Genomic DNA, 17,929 nt, shown 5'->3' on the forward strand with positions numbered 1-17,929 from the left:
TGAAAGCTGCCTCGCAAAGCGCTCTTTTAGAGATTCTTTCGTCAAATCTTCTGCTAACTTGCGCCAAATCGAGGAGATGAGGGAGTATCTGAGATGGCCGGTCGAAACAATCCGAAGCGAGAAAAACAGCTCGAGAGCGCAACCAAAATCGCGGCCGCAACCGGGGAGACCTTCCTCGATCCCGAGTTCCTGTTCGGGCGCGCCAGCGGCGACGACCTGGAACGCTACACACCGGAGATGCTGGCGCTTTCCGCCGCGCATTCAGCGAAAGAACTTGCAGCCTGGGCAGGCAATTCGGCGCGCATCACCATCGACACCATCCCTGACGTGGAGCCTGACGGCGTTGCCGTGTCCATTCTTTCGGTCACCGACCACAACATGCCGTTCTTGTATGAATCGGTGATGGGAGAGGTCACCAGCAGCTATCGCGACCTCTATATGGCCGTGCATCCGATCCTTGTGATGGAGGACGGCAAAGCGCCGGAACTTTATTCTGCCGACCTCCCGAGTGAGCCGGCCAATCGCGTCAGCCATATTCAGCTGCACCTTGCACCGCTGACGACGGCCCAGGCAGCCGACCTCGTCAAACGGGTGAAGACCGTGGTCGAACAGGTGCGCGTGACGGTTTCCGACTGGAAGCCGATGCTCGATAAGCTCGGAACGGTCATTGACGAGCTTTCCGCCTACAATGCCAGCCGCAGGAAAGCGGAACGGGATGAAGCGCTCGCCTTCCTGACGTGGCTGCGCGATGCAAACTTTACTTTCCTCGGGATGCGCGAGTACGTCTACTCGGGCAGAGGCGCGAACGCGAAGGTAGAGCGTGACAAGGGCACCGGTCTCGGCATCCTTTCAAACCCCGACGTGCTCGTTTTGCGCACCGGCAAGGATGCCGTAACGACGACACCTGAAATTCTGGCATTCCTCGATGGACCGGATTTTCTGATTGTCACCAAAGCGAACGTGAAATCGATCGTCCATCGCCGCGCCTATATGGACTATGTCGGCGTGAAGCGCTTTGATGCCGACGGGAATGTTACCGGCGAACTGCGCATTGTCGGTCTCTTCACTTCAACCGCCTATACGTCTCTCGCCAGCGATATCCCTCTACTTCGCTCCAAGATCGAGCGGGTGAAGGAACATTTCGGCTTCGACCCGATGAGTCACTCGGGCCGTATGCTCGACAACACGCTGGAATCCTACCCGCGCGACGACCTTTTCCAGATCGACACGACGCTTCTGGCGAGCTTTGCCGAGCAGATCAATGATCTGGCCGACCGGCCGCGTGTGCGCGCGCTGCCACGCATCGATCACTTTGACCGCTTCGTTTCAGTGATCGTTTATGTGCCGCGCGAAGAATACGACTCGATCGTGCGAGAAAAGATCGGAACTCATCTGAAAACGGTCTATGACGGCCGCGTCTCGGCTTATTACCCGGCCTTTCCTGAAGGCGGCGTTGCCCGCGTCCATTTCATCATCGGCCGGTCCGGTGGCAAAACCCCGCGTGTGCCACAGGCAAAGCTGGAAGAGGCAATTCGTGCCATCACCGCGCGCTGGGATGACCGCTTCGAGGCTCTGGCTGGACCCAAGGCTCCCCAGTTGCGCGTGAGCCACGCCTTCCAGGATCTCTTCCCGCCGGAAGAAACCTTTTACGATCTCGAGGATATCGCCGCTTGCGCAGCCGGAGAACCAATCCGCATTGCGTTCTACACGCGAGAAAAAGACGGCGTTGAGCTGCTTTGCCTGAAGATTTTCCATTCCGGCGGCCAGCTCGCTTTGTCTCGCCGCGTGCCATTGCTCGAGAACCTCGGCTTTAACGTCATCAGCGAGGGAACATTCGACATCGATGTAACCCTCCACGGTGGCCCCGAAACACTGGTGGTGCTGCATGATATGGAACTCGAGCCTCGCGGAGGCATTCAAATTGACCTCCATCGTCATGGAGAGATGTTGGAAGAAGCGTTCCTCGCAGCGTTCAGCGGCGTGATCGACAATGACAACTTCAACCGCTTGATCATCTCGGCGGGTCTGACTGCGCGTGAAACCAGCGTCCTTCGTGCCTATGCACGCTATCTACGGCAGGCCGGCATTCCATACTCACTGGACTATATCGCTACGACGCTCGACAAGTATCCGGTCATCGCGGCGATGATCTTCCGGCTGTTCTACGACGCGCTCGATCCGAAATTTTCTGAGAAGGCGCGGATCAAGAAGGCGACCGAACATCACCAAAGGATCGAGAAGGCTCTCTCCGATGTGCCAAGTCTCGACGACGATCGAATTCTGCGCCGCTACGTCAACGTCGTCGATGCGACACTGCGAACCAACTACTTCCAGCGCAATCAAGACGGCTCGCCGAGGGCTATGCTGGCCTTCAAGCTCGATCCGCATCAGGTGGACGGATTGCCCGAACCGCGACCCTTCCGCGAGATGTTCGTCTATGGCGTCGAAGTCGAAGGCGTGCACCTGCGCTTCGGCAAGGTGGCGCGTGGCGGTCTGCGGTGGTCGGACCGTGCGGAAGACTATCGAACCGAAGTGCTGGGGCTTGTGAAAGCACAACAGGTCAAGAACGCGGTGATCGTGCCGGTTGGCGCGAAGGGCGGCTTTTATCCAAAGAAACTCCCGGTCGGCGGCAGCCGCGACGAGATCTTCAACGCCGGCCGTGAAGCTTACAAGACGTATATCCGTACGCTGCTGTCCATTACCGACAACATCAGTGGCGCCGATATCTTGCCGCCGAAGGACACGGTCAGGCTTGACGGCGACGACCCCTATTTCGTCGTGGCCGCCGACAAGGGCACCGCTACCTTCTCGGACACCGCCAACGCGCTAGCTCAGGAGGCTGGCTTCTGGCTGGACGATGCGTTCGCTTCGGGCGGCTCGGCCGGCTACGATCACAAGAAGATGGGCATCACCGCCCGCGGCGCCTGGGAAACGGTAAAGCGCCACTTCCGTGAAATGGACATCGACATCCAGACGACGCCCTTCACCGTTGCCGGCGTTGGCGACATGTCCGGCGATGTATTCGGCAACGGCATGTTGTTGTCGCCAAAGATCCGGCTGATCGCCGCGTTCGACCACCGCGACATTTTCATCGATCCGGATCCGGATATGGCGAAGACGCTCGCAGAACGGCAGCGACTCTTCAACCTGGCGCGGTCGAGCTGGCAGGATTTCGACAAGAGCGTTCTTTCGAAGGGCGCCATGATCATTTCCCGATCGGCAAAGTCCGTCACATTAACGCCGGAAGCGGTGGCTGCGATCGGTATCGACAAGACGGTAGCAACACCATTTGAGATCATGACGGCTATTCTGAAGAGCCCGGTTGATCTGCTGTGGTTCGGCGGGATCGGCACCTACGTCAAAGCGCCGTCGGAAACCGACGCCGAGGTCGGCGACCGTGCCAACGACCCCATTCGTGTTGCGGCGGAAGATGTGCGTGCCAAGGTGATCGGCGAGGGCGCAAATCTTGGCGTCACGCAGAAGGGCCGCATCGCCTACGGCCTGAGAGGCGGACGCTGCAATTCCGACGCGATCGACAATTCGGCCGGCGTCAACACGTCGGACGTCGAGGTCAACATCAAGATCGCGCTTGCCGCTGCAATGCATGACAATCGCCTCACGCGGGCAAAGCGCGACCAGCTCCTCGCATCGATGACGGACGAGGTCGCGAAGCTTGTGCTCAGGAACAACTATTTGCAATCCCTGGCGATTTCGCTGACGGAGCACAAAGGCACGGCCAACGGGCTGGAACTTGCGCGCCTTATGACGGTACTGGAAGGTGCCAAGCAACTGAACCGCAAGGTTGAAACGCTTCCTGACGATACTGTCCTTGCTGAGCGCTATGCGGCAGGCAGGCCACTGACCCGACCCGAGATCGGCGTTCTGCTTTCCTATGCCAAGATCGTGCTGTTCGATGCCCTGGCCGCCAGCGATTTGCCCGATGATCCATATTTCAATACAACGCTTTCGAACTACTTCCCTGCAAAAATGCGCAAGACGAACGCGTCCGACATCGATTCCCATCGTCTGAAACGCGAGATCATTGCGACCGTACTCGCCAACGAAGCGATCAATCGTGGCGGCCCCGGCTTCGCCGTCAGCATGATGGATGCCACCGCGGCATCCGCGCCGGAAGTTGTTCGAGCTGCGATCATAGCCCGTGACGGTTTCGATCTCGGGCGGCTCTGGACCGAAACGGATGCCTTGGATGGCAAGATCGGCGGCCAGATGCAGAACCGCATCTACGAGGAGATCAGCCACACCTTCACGGTGTTGACGCGTCTGCTTCTGAAGACACAGATGGCCAAGGGCGATATGGCGGCTACGATCGAGGGGCTCCAGACAGCCTTGAAGAAGCTCAAGCCGATCTTCGCCAGCCATACAGTGCCCGAGCTCGAGGCACGCCAGCAGGAGTATCGCGAGGCCGGTGTGCCCGATAAGCTGGCCGCCGAGATTTCTGGGCTGCTCGGCTTTGCGCTCGTGCCTGAGATCATGCAGATCGCCGAGCGCACAGGCGAACCGCTGGCGCGCGCGGCGGAAAGCTATTTTGCCGTCTCCCAGACCTTCCGGATCGGGCGCTTGCTTGCCGCCGGCTCACGGATCATCACAGCTGACCATTACGAGAACCTGGCGCTGGCCCGCAGTATCGACCAGATCGCCAGCGCGCGACGCGACATCGTCATTTCGGCACTTGCCAACCACGGGAAGGATAAGCTTCCAGTCCAAGCTTGGCATGCCGGCGATCGCATCAGGATCAACCGGATAGCAGAAGAACTGTCCGGGCTGAGCGACAGCGGCGACCCGAACCTTGCCCGCATCACCGTGGCTGCTGGCCTGTTGAGCGATCTTGCGCGCGACGGGGCGAGGTGAGACAGTTCCGCTCGGAATCAGGAGCGGATTGTGAATCGCATCGACTGGACGGGAACGCAGCCGGCTAGGGCATCGGAGAAGGGCATCTGGGGCTGGATGCTCTTCGACTGGGCAGCCCAGCCATTCTTCACTGTTGTGACGACCTTCATCTTCGGCCCGTACTTCGTGTCGCGTCTGACGGCCGATCCGGTCTCCGCCCAGGCAATGTGGAGCAACATGGCGACGATCTCCTCGGTGATCATCGCCATCTTGTCGCCCGTCCTCGGTTCGATCGCCGATCAGTCCGGCGCCCGAAAGCCCTGGATCGCTTTCTTTGCGATCATCAAGATTGCGAGCCTCTTCGGCCTCTGGTTTGCGGCCCCTGGTTCGCCGCTGATCTATCCCATGATCTTCATGATCCTGGCTTCGATCGCGGCCGAGTTCTCTATCGTCTTCAACGATTCCATGATGCCGCGGCTCGTCAGCAAGGACGAGGTCGGAAAATTATCCAATACGGCTTGGGGCCTCGGCTATCTCGGCGGGATGATTGTCCTGATCGCGGTAGTGGTCTTGCTCGCCGGCAATCTCGAATCCGGCAAAACAATTCTCGGTCTTGAGCCTCTGTTCGGTCTCGATGCGCACCAGGGAGAGGATGCCCGCATCACGGGGCCGATTTCGGCCGTCTGGTACCTGATCTTTATTCTCCCGATGTTCTTTTTTACGCCCGACATCAGCAAGGGGCTCCCGTTCGGTGCCGCGGTGCGGACCGGCTTTACCGAGTTGAAAAGCACGCTTGGCGAGCTCAAGCAACGCCATGGCATTCTTCGCTTCCTGATCGCGCGGATGATCTATCAGGATGGCGTCAACGGACTACTGATCCTCGGCGGCGCTTTTGCCGCCGGAATGTTTGGATGGGCGACGATCGAGATAGGGATCTACGGAATTATACTCAACGTCGTTGCGATCTTCGGCTGCATCATTGCCGGTCGCGTTGATCGGCGCATAGGCTCCAAATCAACGATCGTCATCAGCCTGACGATGTTGCTGCTCGCCACCATCGGCATAGTGTCGACTGGGCCTGGATACACACTCTTTGGCCTGCTTGAGCTGCCAACCGCCGATTCCGGCGGCCTTTTCGGGACGGCAGCCGAGAAAGCCTATATTGCCTATGGCCTGTTGATCGGACTCGCCTTCGGCCCCGTGCAGGCCTCGTCCCGCTCCTACCTCGCACGCAGCGTAAGCCTGCACGAGGCAGGCCGTTATTTTGGCATCTATGCGCTTTCAGGGCGCGCTACGAGCTTCATGGCGACGCTGTTCTTTTCCGTCGTGACCTATGTGACCGGCTCGTCACGGCTTGGAATGGCAACACTCGTACTTTTCCTCGCTGCAGGACTGATCCTACTTGTCCGTACGCCCTATCCCGCGGACAGGGCGTAACGGAAGAGGCCACCGGTTAGTGGCGGAAGTGCCGCATACCCGTAAAGACCATCGCGACATTGTGCTCGTTGGCGGCGTCGATCACTTCCTGGTCGCGCATCGATCCACCCGGCTGGATAACCGCCGTCGCACCGGCTGCAATCATCGACAACAAGCCGTCGGCAAAGGGCAGGAAGGCTTCCGAGGCCACGGCCGAGCCGCGCGTCAACGGTTCTACGAGCCCGAGAGCTCTGGCCGCTTCCTCGGCCTTCAGGCCGGCGATACGGGCAGAATCCACACGACTCATCTGGCCTGCGCCAATGCCGGCTGTCTGTCCATCCTTGGCATAGACCACGGCGTTCGACTTGACATGCTTGGCAACCTTGAAGGCAAATTTCATGTCTTCGAGTTCCTGCTGGGTCGGCGCACGCTTGGTAACCACCTTCAGTTCAAGATCCTCGACCATGCCGTTGTCGCGGCTCTGCACGAGCAGGCCACCGGAGACGGTTTTCGCCGTCAGACCAGCAGAGCGCGGATCCGGCAGGCCGCCTGCAGTCAGTAACCGAAGGTTTGCCTTGCGTGCAACAATGGCTTTCGCCTCCTCGGTGACGTCGGGCGCGATGATGACTTCGGTAAAGAGCTTGATGATCTCTTCAGCGGTTTGCGCATCAAGCGTCTGGTTGAGCGCAATGATGCCCCCGAAGGCGGAGACGGAATCGCAGGCAAGCGCGCGCTTGTAAGCGTCGAGCAGGCTGGAACCCGTCGCCACGCCACAGGGATTTGCGTGCTTGATGATCGCGCAGGCCGCCGACTTCTCCGGTAGGAACTCGGCAACGAGCTCATAGGCCGCATCGGTGTCGTTGATGTTGTTGTAGGAGAGTTGCTTGCCCTGAAGCAGTGACGCGGTGGCAACGCCGGGACGACGGTCGCCTGTCACATAGAATGCCGCCTTCTGATGCGGATTCTCGCCGTAGCGCATCTCCTCCTTGAGCACACCGCCAATGACGCGATGACGCGGGGTGTCGATCGAAAGAGCCTCGGCAAACCAGTTGGAGATCATGGCGTCGTAAGCTGCCGTGCGAGCGAAGGCCTTGGCTGCCATCCGCTGGCGGAATGCGTAAGCGGTCTGGCCGGCATTCGAAGCGATCTGCTCGAGCAGTTCGGAATAGTCCGCTGGATCGGTCAGGATCGTTACGTAGGCGTGGTTCTTGGCCGATGCGCGGATCATCGCCGGACCGCCGATATCGATATTCTCGACGGTTGTCGGATAGTCACCGCCCGCAGCACGGACGTCCTCGAATGGATAGAGATTGATGACAGCAAGGTCGATACCCTCGATACCGTGCGCCTTCATCGCCGCCTGGTGTTCCGCATCATCGCGGATGGCAAGTAGGCCGCCATGCACTTTCGGGTGCAGGGTCTTCACTCGACCATCCATGATCTCAGGAAAACCTGTAACGTCGGAAACATCGGTCACGGCAAGTCCGGCCGCCGCAATTGCCTTATGAGTGCCGCCCGTTGATAGGAGGCGAACGCCTTTGTCGACAAGCGCACGCGCGAGTTCGACGATACCAGTTTTGTCCGATACCGAAAGCAACGCGGTCTTGACGGCGACCTTGTCGGGTGCGGGAATTTTCTTGGAAACAACGGCCATGAGGCTTCTCCATTTGGTTTTCAGGAGATATCCGGCGAGGGATAAGCGGATGATGGCGCCGCGTTAGCACAGCTTTGCGCCCGCGGAAACAGTCGCTAGCTCTTGCGCGATAAAAACCAGCGTATTTCCGGCCTGTCGGGATAGGAGAAGGCGATCTCGATCTGGTCGGATCCGCAAATGCCCGACGCGTCGGCAAAGAAGACGTCCTCGCCAATCAGCATTTCGTTGCCGGGCGTGGAGAACAGCCATGTTTCTCCATCGGGTGCCGTCATCATGATCGACTCTTTGTCGATTTGCTTTAGGTTGATAGAAGGGTGGGCATGGAAGCGTGCCACTGCGCGCACGGCCTCATCGACCTTGCCTTCCGGCGCAACCAGTCGATCACAGCCCGTGGCGATCAATCCCGTGGCGTTCAGGGTCAGTTCGCGCTCGTGCAGGATACCGAAGGCGTTGAGGTAGCCATCATGGCTTGCCTTGATCACGTCGCGGCCGTCATCGGTGAGCGCGCGATCAACATTCACGGCTTTCACGCCATCAGTAATCACATTCGCAACGAACTCGGACGGTGCAAAACGGCTTGATGAGGTGTCGTTGACAGTGACGGTGCTATGCGCAGCGGTCGTTCGAGCAATCTGTACGTAGCGCCGCCCGGCGAATTTCGGCGACCCAGAATTAACGATAAAACGGTGACGTCCGGAGGACATCTCGAACGACAGACACCCGGCATGCGCTGTGCGGGACAGGCTCCCGGCAGGCGGCAGTCCGGTATCGGCAATAATTACGGTTCTTCCCGCCGCCAGCCGCTGATAGCGCGAATGGGGCATTGCCTTGAAGGGATCGCCCGCGGTCTCGTCATACCGAAGCAACGACATCAATTCCGTCGCGAGAGTCGACGTCGCGCCATTGAAAAGCGCGAGATCACCATCCTGATGCCTGAAAAAGCGCAGGGCCGGATACATGCGATCAATACCCGAGATCAGCTTCTGCGGCAGGTCATGACCGAGATTGACGTAGGTTTGCCGTAGCGGAAGGAGATCAAGGAGCAATTCCAACCCGACGCGTGGATTGCGCGAGATATGACCTCCGTCAGGCAGAATCTGGCTATCGAACTCCTGGTCCAATGCCTCGGCAGCGCGTCGAAGGGCGCCTGCGCGCGTTGGCATCGCAATGGAGGCCATCGCGAGAGCAATCCGCAATCGAAAGCGAACCTCACCGGGAGGCGCGTATTTTGCCATTCGACGCAGAAATCGCACTTGAAAGGCGAGCGAGCGCAAGAAGCGGCGATAGAAGCCGCGATCGGCATTGTGGAGAACAACAGGCGAATGCGAGAGCCAGGAAATCACGCGTTGCGCAGTAACATCGATCTCCCAGGCAATGCCCTCGATGCGGCCACCATGCAGCGACAGCCAGTTGTTGACGATGGAGCGGGCAACGCTTGAATGAAGGTCGCTCTTCTTGGTTCGCATGTGGCGGAGCCAGCCGAAGTTATGAAGCCGCAGCGCGAAAGCTCGAGACGGGAGGCTGAAATTGAAGGGCGACTTGCCGCCGGTCTCGAGGAGCCGACCGGCGAGCGGGAAGCGGCCGTTCAAAATCTCTTCGGCCACATGCGGATCAACTGCACGCAGGTCGGTCGGAGCGACGATTAAGCGTTCCGGGGCGTGAACCGTATGGCGGAAGAGACGCAGCCGCAGAATTGCTCCGCGGCACAGCGCGCGCCGCCAAGCCTCTCCCACGTAAAGAGTCGAGAACCCGGACCACATGTTTATTGTCTATTGACCCGCGTCGTTAAGAATAAGTGAATAAGCCCGGAATCAGTGACACTTACGTATCAAATTATGACAGGTGCTTAACTATGCCAGTTGCCATTCGATCAGGCAACACGGCGCATCACGACGGCGTAGAAGCCGTCAAGACCACCCGCAAAACCGGAGGGAACCTCGAGCATGTCGGGTGTCGTCCGGAACTCTCCAAGAGGGCTGATGGCAGACTCCAGGCCTGGCCAGTGCTCGGCCTCAATGGCGACGCGCTCGAGCATCGGTGCGTCCGAAAGAACGCGAGCGGCCACATCCTCTCCTTCGGCCGGATCAAGCGAGCAATTGGAAAAGACGATCGTGCCCCCGGGCTTCAACAGGGTTATAGCGTGGCGCAGCAATCGCTCCTGAAGCGCAGCAAGTTTCGCGATGTCCTCCGGCCCCTTGGCCCAAAGTACATCCGGATGCCGGCGCGTCGTCCCCGTCGATGAGCAGGGCGCATCCAGCAATATGGCGTCGAAAAGCTCCACCGGCTCGTATTTGGTGAGGTCGCTGGCAACCGTCTCGGCATTCAATCCAAGCCGATCAAGGTTCGCTCGCAGTCGCTTGATGCGGTTTTCGGACTGCTCGACGGCGGTAACCTTGCCTCCAGCAAGGATCAGCTGGGCCGTTTTTCCGCCGGGAGCTGCGCACAGATCGGCAACGCGTTTGCCCGCCAGGTCGCCAAACAGCTGAGCAGGGATACTGGCGGCTGCGTCCTGAACCCACCACGCGCCTTCCGCAAATCCTTCCAATGAGGGAACGCTACCCTCGAAGGCGGCAAGCCGAACACCACCGGTCGGCAGCACAAAGCCGCCCAGACGTCCCGCCCATCCCTGCGCGTCGTCTTTGACCGTAAGATCGATTGCGGCCGGCTCAAGTTGCGATTCAGAGATCGATTGTGCCCTTTCCTTGCCATAGGCCCTCTCGAGCCTGTCGAGAAACCATTCCGGCATCACCGGGGTCGAGCTGATCTCGGCAAGGATATGGTCCTTCTCGCGTCCAAGACGCCGCAGAACGGCATTCACCAACTTCGCAAAACGACGATTCCGCGGGTCCTGATTTGACTGCTCGACCGCGAGGTCGACCGCCGCATGATCCGGCACATCGAGGTAGAGAATCTGCGCGGCAGCGATCGCAAGCACATGGTGCAGCGCCCTTGCACCTTCGGGAAGCGGCGATTCAAGCAGGCGGGAGATCGCGGCATCGATCCGTGGCAAATGCCGCAACGTCGTATTGAGAATGGCGCGCACCAGGGCGCGGTCTCCCTCGTTGAGAGCCTTGTACACCGGATTGCCATGTTCATTGTCCAAGGCGCCGTCAAGTGAAAGCTTCCGGTCGACGACGGCCGCCAGGATCTTGGCAGCCGCAGCGCGAACCTGCAGTCCGGGTTTTGTTGGACCAGGAACAGACCCCTGATTGGATGACTTTGGTTTGCGAAATGGCTTTTTCTTGCCGTCTGAATTCAAGACCACGGACCTTTCGGCGGTTGTGAGCCACCGCGATCAAGACCGGTATTCGGAACCGAGCGCGATTTGCGCATCGGATTATCAGCGCGCGCCGTCGCCGTCGAGACATTCATGCCGCCACGTGCCATTTCCTGCAGAGCTGCAATCCGGTTTTCCGTGTTCGGGTGCGTAGAGAACAGATTGTCCATGCCAGCACCTGTCAGCGGATTGATGATGAACATATGGGCCGTCGCCGGGTTGCGCTCAGCATCATAGTTCGGCACATGCGAGGCGCTACGTGCAATCTTGCCGAGTGCCGAGGCAAGCCACAGCGGATTGCCGCAAATTTCTGCACCTCGGCGATCGGCCGAATATTCGCGCGTACGACTGATGGCCATCTGAACCATCATCGCGGCAAGCGGCGCGACAATCATTGCCAGCAATACCCCTATGAAACCCAGCGGATTGTTGTTGTTTCCCCGGTTGCCACTGAAGAAGAACGCAAAATTGCCAAGCATAGAAATCGCGCCGGCTAGGGTCGCCGTGATCGTCATCGTCAAGGTGTCACGGTTTTGCACGTGGGCCAACTCATGGGCCATGACGCCAGCCACTTCTTCCGGCGTCAGTGCGCTCAACAGGCCTGTGGACGCGGCAACGGCGGCGTTCTCGGGATTGCGACCTGTTGCGAAAGCATTTGGTTGCGGGCTATCGTAGAGATAGACCTTCGGCATGGGCAGGCCGGCATTGCGCGCCAGATCCCTGATGATGGCGAAGAACTCCGGGGCATTGCGCTCGTCGATCTCCTGCGCGTGATAGGCCGACAGCACCATGCGGTCGGAATTCCAATAGGAAAAGAAGTTCATCCCAGCGGCAATCACGAACGCGATCATCATGCCGCCGCGCCCGCCAATCAGAAAGCCGACGGCCATGAACAATGCGGTCATGAAGGCGAGCAACATGGCTGTACGGACGAGGTTCATCGCTATCTCCAAAGTACGCCTAAGCGGACCGCGCAAGGTTATAGGGTTTCAATTGCGGCGCCAGCGCTCTATGATTTGGTCATTCACCAGCCATTTTCAATATTTTTCGGGCGGAATCGCGTGATGCAAGCAGCGGACAATGACAACAACGAAACCCTGGCGACTGAAGCCGCCGAGGGTCCTCGCAAGTTGCTGTCGCCGGCTGCCAAGCGTGCGCTTGCCGAGGCCGAAGAGCGTCGGCGAAACGAGAAGCAAGTCGAAATGCCGCCCGAGATAGGTGGCCGCGGCGGTGCAGATCCTTCCCGCTTTGGAGACTGGGAAATCAACGGCAGAGCGATCGATTTCTAAGTAAATATTCCTATTGACTTTCTCTTGAGATCGGAATTTATTCCTTTCATGAGAAAGATTGTTTCCTTTGTCGCGCTGGCCCTCGCTGCGACGCCGGTAACGGCCGTTGCTCGCGACGAAATAGAGGGACCAGTATTCGCTGAAATCCTGAGAGTGATCGATGGTGACACTCTGCTGGTCGAAGCGCGCCCTTGGCCGCAGCAGACAATGGAAGTCTACGTTCGGATTCGCGGGATCGACGCCCCTGAGATGCACTCCAACTGTGCTGAAATAAGGTGTGCGGGGATCGACGCTCGCCACGCTCTGAAAAACCTGACATCCGGATCACCCGAGATCCATCTTACGCAGATTGCCGGCGACAAGTATTTCGGTCGTATCCTGGCCAACGTCACCCTTTCGGATGGCAAGAATCCGGCTCAAGACCTTTTGGAAGAAGGAATCGTGCGAGCCCATGACGGCGGCCGAAAACCGCGAGAAACATGCCCGGCAGAGAACTGAAGCCGCCCCGATCGCTCGGAGCGGCTTTTTTCTTAGGCGGCCGTCTTGTTCTGCCGGTTGGCGATCAGATCGTCGACAACAGCCGGATCGGCGAGCGTCGAGGTATCACCCAGCGAGCCGAAGTCGTCCTCGGCAATCTTGCGCAGGATACGGCGCATGATCTTGCCCGAACGGGTCTTCGGAAGCCCCGGTGCAAACTGGATCTTGTCGGGTGCTGCGATTGGGCCGATTTCGCTGCGAACATGCTTGACCAGTTGCTGCCGCAAATCGTCCGAGCCTTCATTGCCCGCCATCAGCGTGACATAGCAGTAAATGCCCTGACCCTTGATCGGGTGCGGATAGCCAACGACGGCGGCTTCCGAGACGAGGTTGTGCGAAACAAGCGCCGATTCGACCTCGGCGGTACCCAGACGGTGGCCTGAAACGTTCAGCACGTCATCGACGCGACCGGTAATCCAGTAGTAGCCGTCTTCATCCCGTCGGCAGCCATCGCCGGTGAAATACTTGCCCTTGTAGGTCGAGAAATATGTCTGGATGAAGCGCTCGTGGTCGCCATAGACTGTGCGCATCTGTCCCGGCCAACTGTCGGTAATGCAGAGGTTTCCATCGGCAGCACCCTCGAGCACATTGCCTTCGTTGTCGACCAACTGCGGCTTGATGCCGAAGAACGGCTTCGTCGCGGACCCCGGTTTAAGGTCAGTGGCGCCCGGCAGTGGCGTGATCATGTGACCCCCGGTTTCCGTCTGCCACCAGGTATCGATAACAGGGCAACGCTTATCGCCAACGACGTTATAATACCATTCCCACGCTTCCGGATTGATCGGCTCGCCAACCGTGCCGAGCAGGCGAAGGCTGGAGCGCGACGAGCGCGTGACGAAGTGGTCGCCGGCACCCATCAGAGAGCGAATCGCCGTTGGCGCCGTGTAGAAGATATTGACCTTGTGCTTGTCGATGACTTCCCAGAACCGGCCCTGGTCCGGAAAATTCGGAACACCTTCGAACATCAGCGTCGTCGCACAGTTCGCAAGCGGACCGTAAACAATGTACGAGTGCCCGGTGACCCAGCCCACGTCGGCGGTGCACCAGTAGATATCGCCCGGGTGGTAATCGAAGACATACTCGTGGGTCATTGCCGCGTAGACGAGATAGCCGCCCGTCGTGTGCAACACACCCTTGGGCTTTCCAGTCGAGCCAGAGGTGTAAAGGATGAACAACGGATCCTCCGCCTTCATCTTCACGGGCGGGCACTCCGGCTTAACCGTAGCGATTTCCTGATGGTACCAGAGATCGCGGCCGGGCGCCCATCCTGTCTTGCCGCCAGTACGCCGCACCACGACAACCTTGTCGACGATGACATGCTGACGAGCGGCGATATGAATTGCCGTGTCGGTATTGTCCTTCAACGGCACGGGCCTGCCGCCGCGCACGCCTTCGTCGCAAGTGATCACGAACGTGGATTCGCAATCGACGATACGGCCTGCCAGCGCTTCCGGCGAGAAACCGCCAAACACGACCGAATGAACCGCACCGATGCGGGCACAGGCGAGCATGGCATAGGCCGCCTCTGGGATCATCGGCATGTAGATGGTAACGCGATCGCCCTTCTTGACGCCATGTTTCTTCATGACGTTCGCCATGCGGCACACGTGCTCATAGAGCTCGTTGTAGGTAATCTTCTTGTCGACGTACGGATTGTCGCCCTCGAAGATGATAGCCACCTGGTTGCCGTTCGTCTTCAGGTGCCGGTCAATGCAGTTGTAAGAAACGTTCGTCTGCCCATCCTCGAACCACTTGATCGAGACCCTACCTCTGAAGGACGTGTTTTTGACCTTGGTGTAAGGTTTGAACCAATCGATCCGCTTGCCATGCTTGCCCCAGAACTTATCGGGGTTCTCGACGCTTTCCTCGTACCATTGCTCGTACTTGGCCTTATCGATAAGCGCATGGTTCTTCACCGGCTTTTGCACCGGGTAGATCTTTTCGGACATGGAATTCCTCCTCACTCGGATACCGGGCGGCCAAAAAGCGAAGCAGCCCTGACTGGCTTTAGGCATTCATAGCAGGTCGCATCTGCCCGGCAATTAGACAAAGGTCATTTCATTCGTGATCAATTGCAATTCTGCGTCACTGCGGTTATATAGCGCCATATTTCCCGGACATAGTGGTGACAATCCACGGACCGCGACACCGGCGCGGACGACAGAAGGACTATATCCATGGCTCAACAATTGCTCATGCCGAAGGCGACTGCCATCTGGCTCGTCGACAACACAGCCCTGTCATTCGACCAGATCGCGCAGTTCTGCAGACTGCATCCGCTCGAAGTGAAGGCAATTGCCGACGGCGAAGCCGCGCAAGGCATCAAGGGTCTCGATCCGATTGCCACCGGTCAGCTTTCGCGCGACGAAATCGCCCGCGCAGAAAAGAACCCGGCGCACAAGCTGAAGCTCTCCGAGCCCAAGGTTCGCGTGCCCGAATCCAAGCGCCGCGGCCCACGCTACACGCCGGTTTCCAAGCGTCAGGATCGCCCGAATGCCATTCTCTGGCTGGTGCGCAATCATCCGGAACTGAAGGATGCGCAGATTTCCCGCCTCGTCGGCACCACGAAGTCGACGATCGAGCAAATTCGCGAACGTACTCACTGGAACTCCGCAAACCTCGCGCCGATGGACCCGGTAACACTCGGCCTTTGCAGCCAGATCGATCTCGACATGGAAGTCGAAAAGGCGGCGAAGGGCCGTCCGCTGCCGACCGCCGCCGAGCTTGGCGCAACCCTGCAGTCGGCCCACGAAACCGAGCGTCTGGCGGGCCACGAGCGCGAAGAGGAGAAGGAAATCGACGCCGATGCCGTCTTCGCAAAGCTCAAGTCTCTGAAGTCTTCCCCGAAGGACGAGGACGAAGACGATCAGTATTGATTGTCTCAGATGATCGACACTCAAGGCCCTGCGTAAGCGGGGCCTTTTCGTTTGCGCCTACATCGGCAGGGAACCGAACCCACGCTTGCGCAGCGCTTCGGCTATTTCCTCGAGAATAATGGGATCGTCGATCGTTGCCGGCATTTTCCACGGCACGCCATCGGCGATCTTCTGGATTGTGCCGCGCAAGATCTTGCCGGAGCGGGTCTTGGGAAGGCGATCGACGGTTATCGCGGTCTTGAACGCGGCCACCGGGCCGATCGAGTCACGGATCAACTGCACGACCTCAGATTCAATCGCCGATGTTTCCCGTGAAACATTCTTCTTCAGAACGAGAAAGCCACAGGGTACCTGGCCCTTCAGTTGGTCAGCAATTCCGACCACCGCACATTCGGCGACATCCGGATGCATCGCACAAACCTCCTCCATTGCCCCCGTGGACAGACGATGGCCAGCGCAGTTGATGATGTCGTCGGTCCGCGACATGATGAAGAGATAACCATCTTCGTCGATGTAGCCGGCGTCCGCGGTTTTGTAATAGCCAGGAAATTCCGCCAGATAGGCTGAACGGAAGCGCTCGTCGGCGTTCCACAGCGTGGGCAGGCAACCGGGGGGCAGGGGAAGCTCGACAACGATGTTTCCAAGCGTCCCCGGCCCGACCGGGTGCCCGGCATCGTCGAGTACGTGGATGCGGTAGCCGGGCATGGCCACAGATGGCGAGCCGTGCTTCACGGTCAAAGCCTCAAGGCCGAGCGGGTTCGCCACCATCGGCCATCCGGTTTCCGTCTGCCACCAATGATCGATCACGGGAACATCAAGCATCCGCTCGGCCCATTTCAGCGTCTCCGGATCGGCACGCTCTCCTGCGAGGAACAGCGCACGAAAATTCGGCATTGCGTATGCCTTGATATGGATACCATCGCTATCTTCGCGGCGAATGGCACGAAACGCCGTGGGCGCGGTAAAAAGGACACGAACATCATGCTCCGACGCGATGCGCCAGAAGACACCAGCATCAGGCGTGCCAACCGGCTTTCCCTCAAAAATCACACTGGCAGCGCCCACGAGAAGCGGCGCATAGACAATGTAGGAATGGCCAACGACCCAACCTATATCGGAAGCCGCCCAGAACACCTCACCAGGCTTGATGCCGAAGATATTCGCCATGGACCAGGCGAGGGCGACCATGTGGCCGCCATTATCACGCACAACGCCCTTGGGCTGGCCGGTCGTGCCTGATGTATAGAGAATGTAGAGTTCGTCCGTCGCCTCGACGGGAGTGCATTCGACGTTCACACCGCGATTTCTCGCGACGGCGGCTTCGAAATCCTCGTCACGACCATCAACCAGCTCTGCCACGAGCTGCGGCCTCTGCAGGACAAGACAACGGGCCGGCTTCGACTTCGCGATGGCGATCGCCAGATCGACCAGGGGCTTGTAGGGCACCACTCGCCCCGGTTCGAGCCCGCAACTTGCGGTGAGGATTAGTTTCGCTCCCGAATCGTCGATTCGTGCGGCAAGTTCATTCGCCGCAAAGCCGCCAAACACAACGGAATGAACTGCGCCGATGCGGGCGCAGGCGAGCATGGCAAAGACCGCCTGCGGCACCATTGGCATATAGATGATGACGCGGTCGCCCTTGGCAATTCCGCGCTCGTGCAGCGTCACTGCAATGGCGCTCACTTCGGCAAGGACTTCGCCATAAGTAAATGCAGTCTTCGCACCACTAATCGGGCTATCGTAGATAAAGGCAGTATCGTCGCCGCGGCCAGACCGAACGTGGCGGTCAAGACAATTGAAGCAGGTATTGGTTTCGCCTCCAGCAAACCAACGGCCATAGGGGCCATACTCCGGCGAGAAAGTCCGGGTCGGCTGTTTGAACCAGTCGATATCCGCGGCTGCCTCGCGCCAGAAGGCCTCCGGATCGCTCCTCCAGCTGGCGTAGGTCTGGCGATAGCTTCCCTGCATCTGCTCCTCCCCAGGACATGCAAGTTGTCCTATCAATCTAGGAGAGGTCTGCCGGGAGAGGAAG

11 protein-coding genes are annotated in these 17,929 nt (G+C 59.0%); 5 read left to right on the forward strand and 6 right to left on the reverse strand.

The window, feature by feature from the left end:
- Positions 1–93 precede the first annotated feature (93 nt).
- Both ATY80_RS14975 and ATY80_RS14980 read left to right on the forward strand, forming a co-directional pair.
- Positions 94–4,869, forward strand: a complete 4,776-nt coding sequence (locus ATY80_RS14975) for an NAD-glutamate dehydrogenase (protein WP_088693158.1) — start codon at positions 94–96, stop codon at positions 4,867–4,869.
- A gap of 27 nt (positions 4,870–4,896) precedes the next feature.
- Positions 4,897–6,285, forward strand: a complete 1,389-nt coding sequence (locus ATY80_RS14980) for an MFS transporter (protein ID WP_189637166.1) — start codon at positions 4,897–4,899, stop codon at positions 6,283–6,285.
- 16 nt (positions 6,286–6,301) lie between these two features.
- Here the strand turns inward: ATY80_RS14980 and purH are convergent, their stop codons facing one another.
- The 4 genes from purH to htpX all read right to left on the reverse strand — a co-directional run bounded on the left by purH (position 6,302) and on the right by htpX (position 12,136).
- Positions 6,302–7,918, reverse strand: a complete 1,617-nt coding sequence (purH, locus tag ATY80_RS14985) for a bifunctional phosphoribosylaminoimidazolecarboxamide formyltransferase/IMP cyclohydrolase (RefSeq protein ID WP_088693160.1) — start codon at positions 7,916–7,918, stop codon at positions 6,302–6,304.
- Positions 7,919–8,013: 95 nt separating this feature from the next.
- The gene (locus ATY80_RS14990; protein WP_088693161.1) at positions 8,014–9,678 is read right to left on the reverse strand and encodes a heparinase II/III family protein; all 1,665 of its coding nucleotides are present in this window, start codon (positions 9,676–9,678) and stop codon (positions 8,014–8,016) included.
- Positions 9,679–9,788: 110 nt separating this feature from the next.
- Positions 9,789–11,183 carry an RsmB/NOP family class I SAM-dependent RNA methyltransferase gene (locus ATY80_RS14995; RefSeq protein ID WP_189637161.1) on the reverse strand — a complete coding sequence of 465 codons (1,395 nt, stop codon included), beginning with the start codon at positions 11,181–11,183 and terminating at the stop codon, positions 9,789–9,791.
- Positions 11,174–12,136, reverse strand: a complete 963-nt coding sequence (htpX, locus tag ATY80_RS15000; protein ID WP_088693162.1) for a zinc metalloprotease HtpX — start codon at positions 12,134–12,136, stop codon at positions 11,174–11,176. Before htpX ends, ATY80_RS14995 begins: the two co-directional genes overlap by 10 nt.
- Before the next feature lie 123 nt (positions 12,137–12,259).
- Between htpX and ATY80_RS15005 the strand changes: the two genes are divergently transcribed.
- Together ATY80_RS15005 and ATY80_RS15010 are read left to right on the forward strand one after the other, a co-directional pair.
- A complete protein-coding gene (locus tag ATY80_RS15005; protein WP_088693163.1) occupies positions 12,260–12,484 on the forward strand; it encodes a DUF1674 domain-containing protein in 225 nt (74 codons plus the stop codon).
- Between the two features lie 48 nt (positions 12,485–12,532).
- Positions 12,533–12,982, forward strand: coding sequence for a thermonuclease family protein (locus tag ATY80_RS15010; protein ID WP_088693164.1), 450 nt, complete (start codon positions 12,533–12,535; stop codon positions 12,980–12,982).
- A gap of 32 nt (positions 12,983–13,014) precedes the next feature.
- On the opposite strand, the gene acs is transcribed toward ATY80_RS15010, so the two are convergent.
- Positions 13,015–14,970, reverse strand: coding sequence for an acetate--CoA ligase (gene acs / locus ATY80_RS15015; RefSeq protein ID WP_088693165.1), 1,956 nt, complete (start codon positions 14,968–14,970; stop codon positions 13,015–13,017).
- 228 nt (positions 14,971–15,198) lie between these two features.
- On the opposite strand from acs, the gene ATY80_RS15020 reads away from it, so the two are divergent.
- Positions 15,199–15,897, forward strand: coding sequence for a DUF1013 domain-containing protein (locus ATY80_RS15020; protein ID WP_088693166.1), 699 nt, complete (start codon positions 15,199–15,201; stop codon positions 15,895–15,897).
- Positions 15,898–15,954: 57 nt separating this feature from the next.
- Here ATY80_RS15020 and ATY80_RS15025 read toward each other — a convergent pair whose 3' ends face one another.
- Entirely contained in the window at positions 15,955–17,865 is a 1,911-nt protein-coding gene (locus ATY80_RS15025; protein WP_088693167.1) for a propionyl-CoA synthetase, read from the reverse strand.
- Positions 17,866–17,929: the final 64 nt, after the last annotated feature.

Source organism: Rhizobium sp. R711, assembly GCF_002211365.1.
GTDB lineage: Bacteria > Pseudomonadota > Alphaproteobacteria > Rhizobiales > Rhizobiaceae > Rhizobium.

Coding starts and splice junctions, on each gene's coding strand:
- ATY80_RS15005 (WP_088693163.1), top strand. CDS start 12,260: ATGCAAGCAGCGGACAATGACAACAACGAAACCCTGGCGACTGAAGCC.
- acs (WP_088693165.1), bottom strand. CDS start 14,970: ATGTCCGAAAAGATCTACCCGGTGCAAAAGCCGGTGAAGAACCATGCG.
- ATY80_RS14975 (WP_088693158.1), top strand. CDS start 94: ATGGCCGGTCGAAACAATCCGAAGCGAGAAAAACAGCTCGAGAGCGCA.
- ATY80_RS15025 (WP_088693167.1), bottom strand. CDS start 17,865: ATGCAGGGAAGCTATCGCCAGACCTACGCCAGCTGGAGGAGCGATCCG.
- htpX (WP_088693162.1), bottom strand. CDS start 12,136: ATGAACCTCGTCCGTACAGCCATGTTGCTCGCCTTCATGACCGCATTG.
- purH (WP_088693160.1), bottom strand. CDS start 7,918: ATGGCCGTTGTTTCCAAGAAAATTCCCGCACCCGACAAGGTCGCCGTC.
- ATY80_RS15010 (WP_088693164.1), top strand. CDS start 12,533: ATGAGAAAGATTGTTTCCTTTGTCGCGCTGGCCCTCGCTGCGACGCCG.
- ATY80_RS14990 (WP_088693161.1), bottom strand. CDS start 9,678: ATGTGGTCCGGGTTCTCGACTCTTTACGTGGGAGAGGCTTGGCGGCGC.
- ATY80_RS15020 (WP_088693166.1), top strand. CDS start 15,199: ATGGCTCAACAATTGCTCATGCCGAAGGCGACTGCCATCTGGCTCGTC.